This window comes from Pseudomonas sp. SWRI154 (genome assembly GCF_014268645.1).
Classification (GTDB): domain Bacteria; phylum Pseudomonadota; class Gammaproteobacteria; order Pseudomonadales; family Pseudomonadaceae; genus Aquipseudomonas; species Aquipseudomonas marvdashtae.
Window position 1 is genome coordinate 1 of the sequence record NZ_JABWQW010000031.1, and the last position, 15408, is coordinate 15408.

The window sequence follows — 15408 nt, forward strand, 5'->3', positions numbered from 1 at the left end:
GATGAAACTGGGCGGGCTAAGCCCTGTAGCGTACCGAGCTCAGTCCGCGATAGCCTAGCCAGCCAGTGTCCAGCTTTTGGGGCGCACTTCATTGTGGCGAGGGAGCTTGCTCCCGCTCGACTGCGCAGCAGTCGCCGACAATCTTAGGGCCGCTGCGCCCGAGGCGTCGGACCGGCCCAGCGGGAGCAAGCTCCCTCGCCACAGGTAAAGGTTCAGTTGAAAGAGTCGATCTCAGCCAAAGATCTTCTTGAAGAACTTCTGCATATCCGCCCACGACTTCTCATCGGCCGCCTTGTTGTAGCCGATGTCCGGCCCGCCATGTTCGCCGTGGCTCAGGCGGTCGGCGTCCGGGTTGCTGAAGCCGTGCTTGGCGCCGTCGAGGCTGACGAATTTATAGTCGGCGCCGGCCTTGTCCATCTCGCTCTTGAACGCAGTCACGTTGTCGCCGGTGACCATGCTGTCCAGCGCGCCGTGTTCCACCAGGATCTTGGCCTTGACGCTGCCAGGAGTCGCCGGGGTATTGGTGACCAGGGCGCCGTGGAAACTCACCACGCCGGCCAGCGGCAGGCCCTGGCGCGCTGCGTCCAGCACCACCTTGCCGCCGAAGCAGTAACCGATGGCGGCGATTTTGTCCGGGTCGGTCTGGGGTTGTTTCTTCAACAGGTCGAGTCCGGCCTGGAAACGCGCACTGGCTGCCTTGCCGTCCTTGAGCGCCGCCTGCATGAAGGCCATCGCGTCCTTGGGGTGCTCGATGTTCTTGCCGTCGCCGTACATGTCGATGGCCAGGGCGCTGTAGCCAAGCCCGGCGAGGTCACGGGCGCGGCGCTTGGCGTAATCGTTCAGCCCCCACCATTCATGCACCACCACCACGCCGGGGCGCGGGCCTTTGACCGCGTCGTCATAGGCGTAATAACCGATCAGCTTCGTGCCGTCGGCACTGGTGTAGGGGATCTCCTGGGTCTGGATGGCGGCGTGGCTTGCGCCGCTCAAGGCCAGAAGTACAACAGCAAGCAACCTGCGCATGATGGATCTTCTTGAAAAGTTGTTAGGACAGACTAGCCGATTCATTCAGCCCAGGTTCAGAGAACGTTCAAGAGGGGTTCAGGGACCATTGGATAACGTGGCTGCGACTTCACACAACCACGGCTTCAAAAGGGACCTGATCATGACTCATATGAAAAAACTGCTGCTGGCCTTCACCGTGCTGAGTGCCAGCGCCCTGGCTCACGCCGACGATAACTTTGCCAGCCTGACGCTCGGCCAGACCAGCGACAAGGTCAAGAAGTCCAACGCCTTGAACAGCGCGCTGAACAACCCGAACGCCGACGGTATCGTCGCCAAGGACAGCACCTATGGCCTGCGCCTGGGCCGGCAAAACGACCAGGGTCGCTACTACGCCACCTACGATAACGTTTCGGGCAGCCACAACGGCATCAAGTTGCGCCAGGAAAACCTGCTGGGCAGCTACGACCTGTTCTATCCGGTCACCAGCAGCACTAAACTGTTCGGTGGTGGCACGGCGGGCCTGACCAAGCTGACCCAGGATTCCCCAGGCTTTAGCCGCGACACCGACATCGGCTATGCCGTTGGCCTGCAAGGGGGCGTGTTGCAACAAATTTCGCAAAACACCTCGGTGGAACTCGGGTACCGTTACCTGCGCAGCAATGCGAGCACCGAGATGAGCCCGCACGGCGGTGACAAAGTCGGTTCGCTGGACTTGACCAGCAGCGCCCAGACTTACCTGTCCGCCAACTACACGTTCTAGGCCGCCTGGGAATGAGCATGTCCAGCCGGATCGGCCCGAGCCCATCCGGCGCTTTTTGTTTGAAATTGGCTGTTTTTGATTGGCCTGGGAGCGGTTCATGAAACTATTGGTTGTCGAAGACGAAGCGTTGTTGCGTCATCACTTGCAAACCCGTCTCACCGACAGCGGCCACGTGGTGCAGGCCGTGGCCAATGCCGAAGAAGCCTTGTACCAGGTACGCGAGTTCAATCATGACCTGGCGGTGATCGACCTGGGCCTGCCAGGGATCAGCGGCCTGGAACTGATTCGTCGGCTGCGTTCACAGGACAAGACCTTTCCTATCCTGATCCTCACCGCTCGCGGCAACTGGCAGGACAAAGTCGAAGGCCTGGCCGCCGGGGCCGACGACTATGTGGTCAAGCCGTTTCAGTTCGAGGAGTTGGAGGCGCGGCTCAATGCCCTGCTGCGTCGCTCCAGCGGCTTTACCCAGTCGACCATCGTCGCTGGTCCGCTGTTGCTGGACCTCAACCGCAAGCAGGCGTCCCTGGGCGACGAGCCGTTGGCTTTGACGGCCTACGAATATCGCATCCTTGAATACCTGATGCGTCATCACCAGCAAGTCGTCGCCAAGGACCGCCTGATGGAACAGCTCTACCCGGACGACGATGAGCGCGACCCGAATGTCATCGAAGTATTGGTAGGACGCCTGCGTCGCAAACTCGAAGCGCCGGCCGGCTTTAAACCGATCGATACCGTGCGTGGCCTGGGTTATCTGTTCAACGAGCGCTGCCAGTGATTCGTTCGCTGCGGCTGCGGCTGATGCTGGCCGCGATGACGCTGGCGGTGCTGTTCATGCTGGCGCTGCTGCCGGCGATGCAAGGCGCGTTCAGCCTGGCCTTGCAGGAGTCGATCGAACAACGCCTGGCCTCGGACGTGACCACGCTGATTTCCGCCGCCCGGGTGGAAAACAATCGATTGAAGATGCCCGCGCAGTTGCCCGACGAGCGATTCAACCTCGCCGATGCTCGCCTGCTGGGCTACATCTATGATCGCGAGGGCCGGTTGGTCTGGCGTTCGAAGGCGACCCAGGAAGAACACATCAATTACACGCCGCGCTATGACGGGCAGGGCAACCAGTTCGCGCGTATCCGCGAGGACAACGGCCAGGAGTTCTTCGTCTACGACGTCGAGGTCAAGTTGCTGGGCGGCCAGAGCGCCGCGTTCAGTATCGTCACCCTGCAGCCGGTGCATGATTATGAGCTGACCCTGCAAGGCCTGCGGGAAAACCTCTACCTGGGGTTCGGCGCCGCGCTGGCGGTGTTGTTGGCACTTTTGTGGATCGGCCTGACCTGGGGCTTGCGAGCCCTGCGGCGCCTGAGCCAGGAACTCGATGAAATCGAGGCCGGAACCCGCGAAAGCCTCAGCACTGCGCACCCTCGGGAGCTGTTGCGCTTGACCGGCTCCCTCAATCGCCTGCTGCACAGCGAGCGCGAGCAGCGCAGCCGTTATCGCGATTCCCTTGATGATCTGGCCCACAGCCTGAAAACTCCGCTGGCGGTGTTGCAAGGTGTCAGCGAGGACATGGCCCGGCGCCCCGAGGACCGTGGCCAGGCCTGGGTGCTGCAAACCCAGATCGAACGCATGAGCCAACAGATCGGCTATCAGTTGCAGCGTGCCAGCCTGCGCAAAAGCGGCCTGGTGCGCCATCAGGTGCGCTTGCGCCCCGTCCTGCAAAGCCTGTGCGACACGCTCGACAAGGTGTACCGCGACAAGCGCGTACAGGTCGAATTCGACCTGCCGGAGCACTGCCAGGTGCCCATCGAACAGGGCGCGCTGCTGGAAATGCTCGGCAACCTGTTGGAAAACGCCTATCGGCTGTGCCTGGGGGTAGTGCGGGTCAGCGTGCACCAGACCCTCGGCGGTACGGAGCTGAGTATTGAAGACGATGGTCCGGGCGTGCCACCGGACCAGCGTGTGCGGATCCTTGAGCGTGGCGAAAGGTTGGATCGCCAGCATCCGGGACAGGGGATTGGCCTGGCGGTGGTCAAGGACATTATTGAAAGCTATGACGCGAAATTGGCCTTGGGTGATTCAGAGCTGGGTGGGGCGGCGTTTCGGATTCATTTTCCGATGGTTTGAAACCAAAAAATCAGTTCTCCTGCTCCCGATAAGCCCCCGGCGTCACCCCCGTCCACTTCTTGAACGCCCGGTGAAACGCCGATGGCTCGGAGAACCCGAGTTGTTCGGCAATCTGCTGCAACGACAGATTGGCCCTTCCCAAATGGTAGATGGCGATATCCCGCCGCAGCTGATCCTTGAGCTCCTGGAAGCTGGTGCCTTCCTCGCGAAGATGCCGGCGCAGCGTCTGGGCGCTGATGTGCAAATGCGCGGCGACGCTGTCCAGGTCCGGCCAGCGCACCGTGTCACGACTGAGCAGGCGGCGCAGTTGGCTGGTCAGGCTGTGGCCATCGTCCGGGCGTGACAGCAGGTCAGCGGGGGAGCGTTCGAGAAAACGCTTGAGGGTTCGCTCGTCCTGCAGCAGTGGCATCTCCAGGTAGCGGCCATGAAACAACAGGCTGCTGCGTTGCGCCTCGAACACCAGCGGGCAGGGGAACAGCAGGTCGTATTCGGCGCCGTGGGGCGGCTTGGCATAGCTGAACGTCGCCTGTTCCAGGCCGATTCGCTGGCCTATCAGCCAACTGCCGAGGCGATGCCAGACGACCAGCAGGCTTTCGGCCAGGAAATGCTCGGGGTCACGCAGCGTCGACTCATCCAGGCTCAACCGTACCCGGTCTCCTTCGGCTTCCAGTGTCAGCCGCGGGGCGTCGGCAAACAGGCTGTAGAACAACAAACCGCGTTGCAGGGCTTTGCCCAGCGTCCGACAGTGGATCAACGTGTGACACATCATGGCAAACGTCCCGGGTTTACTCGTCACCCGGCCAAATCCCAGATATTCATCTCCCAGCGCCAACCACAGCGCCTGCAACAGGCGGGCGAATTGCTCTGGCGCGATGCGCGCCCGCGGTTCGTTCAGCAGCTCCGGGCTGATGCCCAGCTGTTGTAGCAGGGGAAGGCAGTCGAACCCTTGCCGGCGTGCGCCTCCGAGGGCTGCACGGGCGAAGTGACTGGCGATGGTGCGTTGGCGCATGGGCACTGATCCGTCCGTTAAGCGAGGCGATGTTAGCAGGGACTTGAGGCTCGACAAGGCGGATATCCGCCAAATCCAGGAGTGGTAAGCGGTGGGTTGGCGGATATCCGCCACGTTTAGGCTTGTATGCAATCCTTCAGAAACACACAAACACCGTCTGCAATGGCGCTTGTAGGGCGTTTCGCAAAAATGGCACGCGCCTTGCGATGCACTACGCAGGTCTGCAGCGTGCAGCCGACAAAAACAAATCCCTCCGGTGCAGGAGGGTTCGCAATTGAGGTGCCGTGGACAACAGGCGGATGTTGTCACACGGGACTCTTGAGGAAGATTTTGCCATGACGACTCGTCAGCCCCTGTACAAATCCCTGTATTTCCAGGTGATCGTAGCCATTGCCATCGGCATTTTGCTCGGCCACTTCTACCCGCAGACCGGCGTTGCCCTCAAGCCCTTCGGTGACGGGTTCATCAAACTCATCAAGATGGTCATCGCCCCTATCATCTTCTGTACCGTCGTCAGCGGCATCGGCGGCATGCAGAACATGAAATCGGTGGGCAAGACCGGCGGCTACGCGCTGCTGTATTTCGAGATCGTCTCCACCATCGCCCTGCTGATCGGCCTGGTCGTGGTCAACGTCGTGCAACCGGGCGCCGGCATGCACATCGACGTATCGACCCTGGACACCAGCAAGATCGCCGGTTTCATCAATGCCGGTAAAGATCAAAGCATCATTGCCTTCATCCTCAACGTGATCCCGAACACCATCGTCGGTGCGTTCGCCAACGGCGACATCCTGCAAGTGCTGATGTTCTCGGTGCTCTTCGGTTTCGCCCTGCATCGCCTGGGTGCCTACGGCAAGCCGGTGCTGGACTTCATCGATCGCTTCGCCCACGTGATGTTCATCATCATCAACATGATCATGAAGCTGGCGCCAATCGGTGCGTTCGGTGCCATGGCCTTCACCATCGGCGCCTACGGTGTCGGTTCGCTGGTGCAGCTGGGCCAGCTGATGATCTGCTTCTACATCACTTGCGTAGTGTTCGTGCTGGTGGTGCTGGGCGCCATCTGCCGCGCCCACGGCTTCAGCGTGATCAAGCTGATCCGCTACATCCGTGAAGAACTGCTGATCGTGCTGGGCACCTCCTCGTCGGAATCGGCCCTGCCACGCATGCTGATCAAGATGGAGCGCCTGGGTGCCAAGAAGTCTGTAGTCGGCCTGGTCATCCCGACTGGCTACTCGTTCAACCTCGACGGTACTTCGATCTACCTGACCATGGCTGCGGTGTTCATCGCCCAGGCCACCGACACCCCGATGGACATCACCCACCAGATCACCCTGCTGCTGGTGCTGCTGCTGTCGTCCAAAGGTGCTGCCGGCGTCACCGGTAGCGGCTTCATCGTGCTGGCCGCCACCCTGTCGGCCGTAGGTCACCTGCCGGTCGCCGGCCTGGCGCTGATCCTGGGTATCGACCGCTTCATGTCCGAAGCCCGCGCCCTGACCAACCTGGTAGGCAACGCCGTTGCGACGATCGTGGTTGCCAAGTGGGTCAAGGAGCTGGATGAAGACCAGTTGCAGACCGAGCTGGCTTCCGGTGGTCGCGGTATTTCCGATGTTCGTGAAGATGACGAGCAGATCGCGGCGGCGCAGATTGCAGCGGCTGAATCCTCTGCTCCAGGCACTGTAAGGTAATCTTCAGGCTGCAATGAAAAACCCGCTTCGGCGGGTTTTTTATTGCGGCGCATTTTCCAGGTGAGCTGCTTTTGTGGCGAGGGAGCTTGCTCCCGCTGGGTTGCGCAGCAGCCCCAGGATATATCTGCCACCGCATGGCTTCAGGTCATACGTAGGGGACTGCTGCGCAGTCCAGCGGGAGCAAGCTCCCTCGCCACAACAGCCCTCGCACTGAGCAGATTTGTCAGCCCGAACGACACCGACGGTAATTGCCCCAGCGCCAGACCCTGCCTAGTCTTGAATGCATCATTCAAGCGGAGATCTTCCATGCAAGGCCCACTGGCATCGCTCAAGGTTCTGGATTTCTCGACCCTGCTGCCGGGCCCGTTCGCCTCGCTGCTGCTGGCGGACATGGGCGCCGAGGTGCTGCGCATCGAATCCCCCGGTCGTCCGGATCTGCTGCGAGCTTTGCCGCCGCACGACCAAGGCGTCTCGGCCAGCCATGCCTACCTCAATCGCAACAAGCGCAGCCTGGCGCTGGACCTCAAGCAGCCGGCGGCGCTGGAGATCATCAAACGGTTGCTGGGCGACCACGATATCCTGCTGGAGCAGTTCCGCCCCGGGGTGATGGAGCGGCTGGGCCTGGGGTACGAAGCTCTGATGGTGATCAACCCCCGGCTGATCTACGTGTCGATCACCGGCTACGGCCAGACCGGGCCTTACAAGGATCGCGCCGGCCATGACATCAACTATCTGGCGCTGGCCGGTTTGGCGAGCCAGACCGGTCGTGTCGACAGCGGCCCGTTGCCGCTGGGCATTCAAGCGGCGGACATCGCCGGTGGTTCGTTGCATGGCGTGATCGGGTTGTTGGCGGCGGTGATCGCTCGTCAGCACACTGGGCTGGGCCAGCACCTGGACGTGAGCATGACCGACTGTGTCTTCAGCCTGCACGCCATGGCCGGTGCAGGTTATCTGGCCTGCGGTGTGGAGCCGGGCTGGGAGCGCCAGATGCTCAACGGCGGCAGTTTCTATGACTATTACCGCACCCGCGATGGTCGCTGGATGTCGGTGGGCAGCCTTGAGCCGCCCTTCATGCAGGCGCTGTGCGACGCCTTGGGACGGCCGGAGCTGGCGGCCTTGGGGCTGGCGCCTGAACCTGGACAGCAGCAGAAGCTCAAGCAGCAACTTCAAGCCGAGTTCGAGAAGCATGACTTCGCTGAAATTTGCGCGTTATTCGCCCGGGTCGATGCGTGCGTCGAGCCGGTGCTGAGCCTGGAAGAGGCGCTTGAGCATCCACAATTGCAAGCCAGGGAGCTGGTGACCACGGTGCCTCGCAGCGATGGTTCGAGTCAGGCGCAGATGGCTTGTCCGTTGAAGTTTTCCCAAGGGCTGCCCGAGCCCCGGCACATTGGTGCGAAACTGGGCGAGCACACCGACCAGGTGCTGGAAGAATTGGGGTTCAGTGACGAGCGGATTGCCCAATTGCGCGGCGACAGGGTCGTTGGGTAGTGTCATCCAGGGCCCTACCGCAAGCCGACGCCTAATCAACTCCAGCTATTCGACCCGCGTTTCTCCACTGAACACCAAGGTATTGCGGCAACTGCGGCATAAATATCGTCGTCCCTGGCGCACCAGGCTGTGGCGCTGGGCCGTGAACGGGAAGTCGCTGCCGTCGCAAGGGCATTTGTAGATGTAGCGGGTGGCGGTGCGGCGCTTGATCTCATAGGTGTGGCAGCGGTTGGGCGGCAGTTCGTAGACCCCGCGCATGATCAATTGCCATTCCTCGCCGTGGGCCTGGATGCGGTCGCCGAACAATTGGTGGGCGATCAGGTGCGCGACTTCATGGGCGACCGTCTGCTTGAGGAAGTCCTCGGCGTTTTCCCGATACAACTGTGGATTGAAGCGCAGCAGGTTTTCATGCAGGTGCGCGACACCGGCCTTCTGGCCGCGCAATTTGAGACTGACGACCGGGCGTTTGAAAGGACGTTTGAAAAAGGATTCGGCTTGTTGGTAACACTCTTCGACGCGGGTATTGAGTTGCTCGAGCATGCTTTACGGGTCTCCAGAAAGCCGAGTATGCCGCAAGCGCCCGTCGTTGCGAATCGCCCAGGCGCCCAATGGTCGTTTCGGCGGTTCCAGACGCAGGAAGGCCGCCTTGCGGCGGCCTGTGTTGGCAGATTGTTTTTTTTGGGAGAGCTTCAAATTTTCAGTTGGTATAGACCGGGCCAACGCCAAGCCCCCAGACAATCACCGTGAACGCCATGATGGCTACCAGCACGACCAGGCCGACGGCGAGCACCGAGCTGGAAAACAGGAAACCTTCATCCTGGGGAATGTTCATGAATGTCGGCAAACCCACATATAACAAGTAAACCGTGTAGCAGATCGCTGCGGTGCCGACGATCATCCCCAGCCACATATGCGGATAGAGTGCCGCCAGGCCGCCGATGAACAGGGGCGTCGCTGTGTAAGTGGCGAACGCGACGCAACGGGCCAGGCTCGGGTTGGCGTCATAGGTGCGGGCCATCCAGTGAATGAAGGCGCCCATCACCGCCACGCCGCCCAACATGGCCAGGTATGACATGACGGTCATCCACAGCGCGCTTTCCTGGGTGAGCATGACCGGTGGACGATTGCCGATGACCCATCCCACCTGCGTGGTGCCGATGAACGCCGATACGGCGGGGATCGCCGCCAGGATCAGCGTGTGGGTGAGGTACATGTGGCTGATGCTTTCCTCCTGATCGCCACGGATTTCCTTCCATTCTTGACCAGGGTGGGTAAAGAGCCCCACGACATGATGGATCATAGTCAGTCACTCCTTTGTTATTGCCATCGCCCCCCAACGGAGCGCCTACGGGCCAAATGGCCGGGTAAGTGAAGGTCTGTAAGTGTGTGCGACCTTATGTCGCAGTATAGAAAGGAGTCGCCGCGAGGGGGATGGGCGGCTTAGAGCAAATCGCGCTGTAACGAAGCGGGTTAATCGCGGCTTGATCTGTGGGTACACTCTCGCTGGCGGACAGATTCCCTGTGGCGAGGGAGCTTGCTCCCGCTCGGCTGCGAAGCAGACGCCAGCAGGACGGCCCCAGAGGGTCGCTTCGCAACCCAGCGGGAGCAAGCTCCCTCGCCACGAAGGGCCGTGCCACATTCGGTTTTTTTTGCGTAAAATGCCCGCCTTTCGTCACACCTCACGGATTTCGCGTCATGGGCACTCTTACGGTCAATCAGAACAAACTGCAAAAGCGTCTGCGCCGCCTGGCCGGTGAGGCGGTCGCCGATTTCAACATGATCGAGGACGGCGACAAGGTCATGGTCTGCCTGTCCGGCGGCAAGGACAGCTACACCTTGCTCGACGTGCTGATGCATTTGCAGAAGGTTGCGCCGATCAAGTTCGACATCGTTGCCGTGAACATGGATCAGAAGCAGCCCGGTTTTCCCGAGCATGTGCTGCCGGCCTACCTCGAGTCGCTCGGTGTTGAATACCACATCGTCGAGAAAGACACCTATTCGGTGGTCAAGGAACTGATTCCCGAGGGCAAGACCACTTGTTCGCTGTGTTCGCGCCTGCGCCGTGGCACGCTCTACACCTTTGCCGACCAGATCGGCGCGACCAAGATGGCCCTGGGGCATCACCGCGACGACATCGTCGAGACCTTCTTCCTCAACATGTTCTACAACGGCTCGCTAAAGGCCATGCCGCCCAAGCTGCGCGCCGATGACGGACGCAACGTGGTCATTCGCCCGCTGGCTTATTGCAACGAGAAAGACATCCAGGCCTATTCGGATTTCAAGCAATTCCCGATCATTCCCTGCAACCTGTGCGGCTCCCAGGAAAACCTGCAGCGCCAAGTGGTCAAGGAAATGCTTCAGGAATGGGAACGCAAGACCCCGGGCCGTACCGAGAGCATCTTCCGCGGCTTGCAGAACGTCATTCCGTCGCAACTGGCGGACCGCAACCTGTTCGACTTCACCAACCTGCGTATCGACGAAAGCGCCACGCCGCGGTTCGTCAATGTGGTGAATCTCTGACGGTCCCAACGGCTTTTATTCACGGCGCTCGCGAGCGCCGTTTTCATTTTTGAACCAGGAGAGGGCATGCGCGATTACAAGTGGCTGCACGAGTATTGTCTGAACCGCTTTGGGTCAGCGGCTGAACTGGAAGCCCACCTGCCGATTCCCAAGACCCCGGCGCAACTGCGCAAGATCAGCGACGACCGCTACCTCTCGACCATGGCGCTGCGGGTGTTTCGCGCCGGGCTCAAGCACAGCCTGGTGGACGCTAAATGGCCGGCATTCGAAGAGGTGTTTTTCAAGTTCGACCCGGAAAAAGTCGTGCTGATGAGCGCCGAGCACCTGGAGCGGCTGATGCAGGACGCGCGGATCATTCGCCACCTGGGCAAGCTCAAGAGCGTGCCGCGCAATGCGCAGCTCGTATTGGATGTGGCCCTTGAAAAAGGCAGTTTCGGCGCGTTGATCGCCGACTGGCCAGTGACCGACATTGTCGGCCTGTGGACCTACCTGAAAAAACACGGCCATCAGCTCGGCGGTCTCTCGGCGCCGCGTTTCCTGCGGATGATGGGCAAGGACACCTTCGTGCCCAGCTATGACGTGGTGGCGGCGCTCAACGCCCAGGAAATCGTCGATAAAGTCCCGACCAGCCTGCGGGACCTGGCGACGGTGCAGAACGCGTTCAACCAGTGGCATGAAGAAAGTGGCGGACGGCCGATGAGCCAGATCTCCATGATGCTGGCTTACACCGTCAACCATTGACCCTGCATTGCGAGGGTGTTGTTTCAGGCAGCCGAAGGCTCACCCTCGCCAGCCAACCGCCGGTTCAACTGGAACCGCCATCGCACATACAGCAAGGCCGAGCAGAACAGCGCCACACTCGCGGCCATTTCCAGCATGCCGAACAGCTGTCGGTTCGGGTCGTAGGCCGCCAGCGCGCCCTTGATGAAATACAGGTTCACCACGAAGCACATCCACGAATGCCCGCGCGCGCTGCCGCTGAGCATGCCCGGCGCCAGAATCAACAGCGGCACCAGCTCGATCGACAGGATTACCCAGGGACGCGCGCCGTGCAGGTCGGCGATCAGCAGGTAATACGCGCTGAGCAGCCCCACCAGGCCGAAAAAGCACAACAGGCTCAGGTTGCGAGCGATGCGTACACGCGGCTCCAGCCACTGGATCGGCGGCAAGATCTTCGGCTTTCTAGCCACGGCCGTTCTCCAGCAACAGAGCGGTTTTCGCCAAGCGCAGGCCCAAGGCACGGCACAGGGCGACTTCATGTTCGTTCAAGCCGCTCTTGCCGTCGGCGCCAGCATGGTGGCTCGGGCCGTAGGGCGTACCGCCACCTTGGGTGTCGATCAAGGCCGATTCGCTGTAGGGCAGGCCGGTGATCAACATACCGTGATGCAGCAAGGGCAGCATCATCGACAGCAAGGTGGTTTCCTGGCCGCCATGCAGGCTCGCAGTGGAGGTGAACACGCCGGCCGGCTTGCCCACCAGCGCCCCCGTCAGCCAGAGATTGCTGGTGCCGTCGAGGAAGTATTTGAGCGGTGCGGCCATGTTGCCGAACCGGGTCGGGCTGCCGAGGGCCAGGCCGGCGCAGTTCTTCAGGTCATCGAGGCTGGCGTAGAGCGGGCCTTGTTCCGGGATGTCCGGCGACACGGCCTCGCACTCGGTGGAAATCGCCGGCACGGTACGCAGCCTGGCTTCCAGGCCGGCCTGCTCGACGCCTCGGGCGATCTGCCGGGCCATTTCGTTGGTGGAGCCGCTGCGGCTGTAATACAACACCAGGATGTACGGCGTACTCACGGCAGGATCTCCAGGATCTTTTCCGGTGGGCGGCCGATCACGGCCTTGTCGCCGGCCTCAAGGATCGGTCGCTCCATGAGTTTCGGGTGGTCGGCGATTGCGGCGATCAACTGCGCCTGGCTCAGGCTTTGGTCTGCCAGGTTCAAGGTCTTGTATTCATCTTCGCCAGTGCGCAGCAATTGCCGGGCCTCGATGCCGAGCTTGCCCAGCAGGCGCTCAAGTTGCGCGGCATTCAGCGGGGTTTCGAGGTAGCGGACCACCGTCGGTGACAGGCCACGGGCCTCCAACAGTTCCAGCGCGCCGCGGGATTTTGAGCAACGCGGGTTGTGATAAAGCGTCAGATCAGTCATGAGCGGGTCGCATCTTGCGTAAGGTGGCGGCTATTCTACTGTGCTGCGAAGTCCCTAGCACCTCAGACAAGGATCGACACATGGCAAGGCGATTGGCGGCGGCACTGACTTTTATCGGTATTTTGATGCTCGCCGGCTGCGGCAACGATTACGGAGTGGACCAGAACGGCCAGCCGATTGCCTCGCAGCGGTTGGACAAACACTGGGTGGTGCTCAATTACTGGGCCGAATGGTGTGCGCCATGTCGCACGGAAATCCCCGAGTTCAATGCCTTGGCCGACCAGCTCAAGGAGCGAAACGTCGGCGTGTTCGGGGTCAATTTCGACCAAGTGCAGGGCGAGGAACTCAAGAGCGCCAGCGAGAAGATGGGCATTCGTTTCACCGTCCTGGCCCAGGACCCGGCTGAGTTCTTCGATATCCCGCGCAGTGAAGGGCTGCCCGTCACTTACATCATCGATACCCAGGGCAAGGTCCGCGAACAACTGCTGGGGGAGCAGACGGCGGCGGGAGTGATGGCCAAGCTCGAGGCATTGCAGGCGTTGAGATGACGCCTGGATCACGCCGAGGGGGCTTTTGTGGCGAGGGAGCTTGCTCCCGCTGGGCCGCGAAGCGGCCCCAGATGTACCTGTCACTTTGATGTGTCAGACAGAATGGAGGGGGCCGCTGCGCAGCCCAGCGGGAGCAAGCTCCCTCGCCACAGGGTCAACCATGTCCCTGGTCCAAACTGGGGTTGTCTGGAGGCTCAGGCCTCAGCCTTCCTCCAACCACCAACGCAGCGGCTTGCCCTGGGCTGGCCAGAAGCGCATCTGTTCGATCGGCGAGATGTCCCAGCGCTCGACCTTCTCCAGTGCCTGCAAAAAGCGCGTTTCCTGCTCCATCAGCGCCGGGGCGCAGAGTTTGCGGGTGCTGCCGATCTTGCCGAAACTCAGCCGGTCGCCTTCCAGCGTGTACGGCGCGAACCAATGGTTGCAGCCCGCGTTGCCATAGGCGCGACCGTCATCGCCGAGCGTGATGGTCAGGTGGCTGTAGTCCATCAACGGCCGTTCACCGATCCATTCGAGGATGTAGCTGCGGTTCTGTTGCAGTTGCACCGGCTCGGCGGCGCAACCCATCAGGCCGGCGCCAATCAGCGCGGACAGGACCAGGCGTCTCATCAAGCAGCTTCCTGGCATTGAGGGCACACATGCTTTTCACCGACAGTCGTCCAGCCCAACTCGGCGATGCGCGCGGTGGCGGCCGGTTTCTGGGCCTTGGTGCCAAGCTTGGCATCGACGGCGAATTCAAAGCTCAGCGCTTTGGCGCAGCGGTCGCAATTGACCTGCCAGGTGTGGATCGCCAGTTCGCCGAACACCGGGCCGGTGGTCATGGCGGTCCATTGCCCCATCGGCTTGAGCAGATGCCGAACGGTGTCCACGGTCAGTCGCATGGACAGGTCCTTGCTGCCCTTGAGCGTCACGAGCAGAACGTCGTTGGCCTGGATCGAACCGCCGTTGCCGGTGACTTGGTAACGGCCCGGCGCCAGGGCGCGGACCTCGGTCAAGGTGTGCTGTGGGTTCATCAGGGTGTAGCGGAAATCGTGTTCGGCCATGGGTCCTCCAAATAGGCGCGACATGCTAGCACGGGGCAGGGTTGCCCATGGTCCGCTGGCGACGAACTTCCACTGCCGGAAGATGGCGCAGGCGTCAGCCTTCCACGAGATTGCGTGGCACACCCTCGGCCCAGGCCGCGATATTGTCCAGTGTGGTAGCGGCGATCGCCGCCAAGGCTTCCCGGGTCAAAAATGCCTGGTGCGCAGTGACAACCACGTTGGGAAAGGTCAGCAGCCGCGCCAATACATCGTCCTGCAAGGGCAGGTCGGAGCGGTCTTCGAAAAACAGTTGGGCCTCTTCTTCATAAACGTCGAGGCCCAAGTAGCCCAGATGGCCGCTTTTCAACGCGTCGATCAGCGCCGGCGTGTCCACCAGACCGCCGCGCCCGGTGTTGATCAGCATCGCGCCGCGCTGCATCGAGCTCAGGGAGTCTGCGTTGATAAGGTGCCGGCTCTGTTCGTTGAGTGGGCAGTGCAGGCTGATGATCTGCGCTTGTGCCAACAAGTCGGCCAAGGGCAAATAACGGGCACCCAGGGCCTCGACCTGTGGATTGGGGTAAGGGTCGTATGCCAGCAATTGGCAGCCGAAGCCGGCCATGGTCCGGGCGAAGGTCGCGCCGATCTGGCCGGTGCCGATCACGCCGACGGTCTTGCCCACCAGGTCGAACCCCGTCAGCCCGTGGAGGCTGAAATTGCCGTCCCGGGTGCGGTTGTAGGCGCGGTGCAGGCACCGGTTGAGCGCCAGGATCAACGCCACGGCATGTTCGGCGACAGCGTGGGGCGAATAGGCCGGCACCCGCACGATGCTCAACCCCAAGCGTTTGGCCGCGGGCAGGTCGACATGGTTGTAGCCGGCCGAGCGCAGGGCGATCAGTCGCGTGCCGCCCTCGGTCAACCGTTCCAGCACCGGGGCGCTCAGGTCGTCGTTGATGAACGCGCAGACCACCTCATGCCGTTCGGCCAGGGCCACGGTGTCCAGGTTCAGCCGCGCCGGCTGGAACTGCAATTCAAGGCCGGCCGGTAAAGGGGCCTTGCTGAAACTGTCGCGGTCGTAGGTCTGGCTGCTGAAAAGAATGGCGCGCATGACGGCCTCC

The 15408-nt window shown here is 61.5% G+C and carries 18 protein-coding genes; 8 read left to right on the forward strand and 10 right to left on the reverse strand.

Going from position 1 to position 15408, the window contains the following annotated elements; translation table 11 throughout:
- Positions 1-231: 231 nt before the first annotated feature.
- Complete coding sequence (locus HU806_RS22130; protein ID WP_186614383.1) at positions 232-1023, reverse strand: dienelactone hydrolase family protein; 792 nt, start codon at positions 1021-1023, stop codon at positions 232-234.
- 142 nt (positions 1024-1165) lie between these two features.
- On the opposite strand from HU806_RS22130, the gene HU806_RS22135 reads away from it, so the two are divergent.
- The 3 genes from HU806_RS22135 (at position 1166) to HU806_RS22145 (ending at position 3883) form a co-directional block, all read left to right on the forward strand.
- Positions 1166-1765 (forward strand): hypothetical protein, encoded by a 600-nt coding sequence (locus HU806_RS22135; RefSeq protein ID WP_186614384.1) that lies wholly within the window; start codon positions 1166-1168, stop codon positions 1763-1765.
- A gap of 97 nt (positions 1766-1862) precedes the next feature.
- The gene (locus tag HU806_RS22140; protein WP_025215075.1) at positions 1863-2540 is read left to right on the forward strand and encodes a response regulator; all 678 of its coding nucleotides are present in this window, start codon (positions 1863-1865) and stop codon (positions 2538-2540) included.
- The gene (locus tag HU806_RS22145; RefSeq protein ID WP_186614386.1) at positions 2537-3883 is read left to right on the forward strand and encodes an ATP-binding protein; all 1347 of its coding nucleotides are present in this window, start codon (positions 2537-2539) and stop codon (positions 3881-3883) included. Before HU806_RS22140 ends, HU806_RS22145 begins: the two co-directional genes overlap by 4 nt.
- Positions 3884-3893: 10 nt before the next feature.
- Here the strand turns inward: HU806_RS22145 and HU806_RS22150 are convergent, their stop codons facing one another.
- Positions 3894-4892, reverse strand: a complete 999-nt coding sequence (locus tag HU806_RS22150; RefSeq protein ID WP_186614388.1) for an AraC family transcriptional regulator — start codon at positions 4890-4892, stop codon at positions 3894-3896.
- 335 nt (positions 4893-5227) lie between these two features.
- Here HU806_RS22150 and HU806_RS22155 point away from each other — a divergent pair, with 335 nt between their 5' ends.
- Entirely contained in the window at positions 5228-6580 is a 1353-nt protein-coding gene (locus HU806_RS22155; protein ID WP_186614390.1) for a dicarboxylate/amino acid:cation symporter, read from the forward strand.
- A 306-nt stretch (positions 6581-6886) separates the two neighbouring features.
- Positions 6887-8068, forward strand: a complete 1182-nt coding sequence (locus HU806_RS22160) for a CaiB/BaiF CoA transferase family protein (RefSeq protein ID WP_186614392.1) — start codon at positions 6887-6889, stop codon at positions 8066-8068.
- 45 nt (positions 8069-8113) lie between these two features.
- Here the strand turns inward: HU806_RS22160 and HU806_RS22165 are convergent, their stop codons facing one another.
- Positions 8114-8608, reverse strand: coding sequence for a SprT family zinc-dependent metalloprotease (locus HU806_RS22165; protein ID WP_186614394.1), 495 nt, complete (start codon positions 8606-8608; stop codon positions 8114-8116).
- A 157-nt stretch (positions 8609-8765) separates the two neighbouring features.
- Complete coding sequence (locus tag HU806_RS22170) at positions 8766-9368, reverse strand: Yip1 family protein (RefSeq protein ID WP_186614396.1); 603 nt, start codon at positions 9366-9368, stop codon at positions 8766-8768.
- 395 nt (positions 9369-9763) lie between these two features.
- Here HU806_RS22170 and ttcA point away from each other — a divergent pair, with 395 nt between their 5' ends.
- Both ttcA and HU806_RS22180 read left to right on the forward strand, forming a co-directional pair.
- Positions 9764-10588: a tRNA 2-thiocytidine(32) synthetase TtcA gene (gene ttcA, locus HU806_RS22175; RefSeq protein WP_186614398.1), complete on the forward strand. Its 825-nt coding sequence runs from the start codon at positions 9764-9766 to the stop codon at positions 10586-10588.
- Positions 10589-10654: 66 nt separating this feature from the next.
- Positions 10655-11329, forward strand: coding sequence for a DNA-3-methyladenine glycosylase I (locus tag HU806_RS22180; RefSeq protein ID WP_186614400.1), 675 nt, complete (start codon positions 10655-10657; stop codon positions 11327-11329).
- A 23-nt stretch (positions 11330-11352) separates the two neighbouring features.
- On the opposite strand, the gene HU806_RS22185 is transcribed toward HU806_RS22180, so the two are convergent.
- The 3 genes from HU806_RS22185 to arsC are packed head-to-tail and all read right to left on the reverse strand — an operon-like array spanning position 11353 to position 12726.
- Entirely contained in the window at positions 11353-11778 is a 426-nt protein-coding gene (locus tag HU806_RS22185) for a DUF2069 domain-containing protein (protein ID WP_186614402.1), read from the reverse strand.
- On the reverse strand, positions 11771-12376 hold the full coding sequence (wrbA, locus tag HU806_RS22190; RefSeq protein WP_186614404.1) for an NAD(P)H:quinone oxidoreductase: 606 nt from the start codon (positions 12374-12376) through the stop codon (positions 11771-11773). Before wrbA ends, HU806_RS22185 begins: the two co-directional genes overlap by 8 nt.
- Complete coding sequence (gene arsC, locus HU806_RS22195) at positions 12373-12726, reverse strand: arsenate reductase (glutaredoxin) (protein ID WP_186614406.1); 354 nt, start codon at positions 12724-12726, stop codon at positions 12373-12375. Before arsC ends, wrbA begins: the two co-directional genes overlap by 4 nt.
- Positions 12727-12806: 80 nt before the next feature.
- Here arsC and HU806_RS22200 point away from each other — a divergent pair, with 80 nt between their 5' ends.
- Complete coding sequence (locus HU806_RS22200; RefSeq protein WP_186614408.1) at positions 12807-13274, forward strand: TlpA disulfide reductase family protein; 468 nt, start codon at positions 12807-12809, stop codon at positions 13272-13274.
- A gap of 201 nt (positions 13275-13475) precedes the next feature.
- Here the strand turns inward: HU806_RS22200 and HU806_RS22205 are convergent, their stop codons facing one another.
- The 3 genes from HU806_RS22205 to HU806_RS22215 form a co-directional block, all read right to left on the reverse strand.
- Positions 13476-13880 (reverse strand): META domain-containing protein, encoded by a 405-nt coding sequence (locus tag HU806_RS22205; RefSeq protein ID WP_186614409.1) that lies wholly within the window; start codon positions 13878-13880, stop codon positions 13476-13478.
- Positions 13880-14314 carry a hypothetical protein gene (locus HU806_RS22210; RefSeq protein WP_186614412.1) on the reverse strand — a complete coding sequence of 145 codons (435 nt, stop codon included), beginning with the start codon at positions 14312-14314 and terminating at the stop codon, positions 13880-13882. Before HU806_RS22210 ends, HU806_RS22205 begins: the two co-directional genes overlap by 1 nt.
- A 94-nt stretch (positions 14315-14408) precedes the next feature.
- Positions 14409-15398, reverse strand: coding sequence for a 2-hydroxyacid dehydrogenase (locus HU806_RS22215; RefSeq protein ID WP_186614414.1), 990 nt, complete (start codon positions 15396-15398; stop codon positions 14409-14411).
- Positions 15399-15408 lie beyond the last annotated feature (10 nt).

What these genes read in the sequence shown, in the direction of transcription:
- HU806_RS22130 (WP_186614383.1), bottom strand. Translation starts at nt 1,023, where the DNA reads ATGCGCAGGTTGCTTGCTGTTGTACTTCTGGCCTTGAGCGGCGCAAGC.
- HU806_RS22135 (WP_186614384.1), top strand. Translation starts at nt 1,166, where the DNA reads ATGACTCATATGAAAAAACTGCTGCTGGCCTTCACCGTGCTGAGTGCC.
- HU806_RS22140 (WP_025215075.1), top strand. Translation starts at nt 1,863, where the DNA reads ATGAAACTATTGGTTGTCGAAGACGAAGCGTTGTTGCGTCATCACTTG.
- HU806_RS22150 (WP_186614388.1), bottom strand. Translation starts at nt 4,892, where the DNA reads ATGCGCCAACGCACCATCGCCAGTCACTTCGCCCGTGCAGCCCTCGGA.
- HU806_RS22155 (WP_186614390.1), top strand. Translation starts at nt 5,228, where the DNA reads ATGACGACTCGTCAGCCCCTGTACAAATCCCTGTATTTCCAGGTGATC.
- HU806_RS22160 (WP_186614392.1), top strand. Translation starts at nt 6,887, where the DNA reads ATGCAAGGCCCACTGGCATCGCTCAAGGTTCTGGATTTCTCGACCCTG.
- HU806_RS22165 (WP_186614394.1), bottom strand. Translation starts at nt 8,608, where the DNA reads ATGCTCGAGCAACTCAATACCCGCGTCGAAGAGTGTTACCAACAAGCC.
- HU806_RS22170 (WP_186614396.1), bottom strand. Translation starts at nt 9,368, where the DNA reads ATGATCCATCATGTCGTGGGGCTCTTTACCCACCCTGGTCAAGAATGG.
- ttcA (WP_186614398.1), top strand. Translation starts at nt 9,764, where the DNA reads ATGGGCACTCTTACGGTCAATCAGAACAAACTGCAAAAGCGTCTGCGC.
- HU806_RS22180 (WP_186614400.1), top strand. Translation starts at nt 10,655, where the DNA reads ATGCGCGATTACAAGTGGCTGCACGAGTATTGTCTGAACCGCTTTGGG.
- arsC (WP_186614406.1), bottom strand. Translation starts at nt 12,726, where the DNA reads ATGACTGATCTGACGCTTTATCACAACCCGCGTTGCTCAAAATCCCGC.
- HU806_RS22200 (WP_186614408.1), top strand. Translation starts at nt 12,807, where the DNA reads ATGGCAAGGCGATTGGCGGCGGCACTGACTTTTATCGGTATTTTGATG.
- HU806_RS22205 (WP_186614409.1), bottom strand. Translation starts at nt 13,880, where the DNA reads ATGAGACGCCTGGTCCTGTCCGCGCTGATTGGCGCCGGCCTGATGGGT.
- HU806_RS22210 (WP_186614412.1), bottom strand. Translation starts at nt 14,314, where the DNA reads ATGGCCGAACACGATTTCCGCTACACCCTGATGAACCCACAGCACACC.
- HU806_RS22215 (WP_186614414.1), bottom strand. Translation starts at nt 15,398, where the DNA reads ATGCGCGCCATTCTTTTCAGCAGCCAGACCTACGACCGCGACAGTTTC.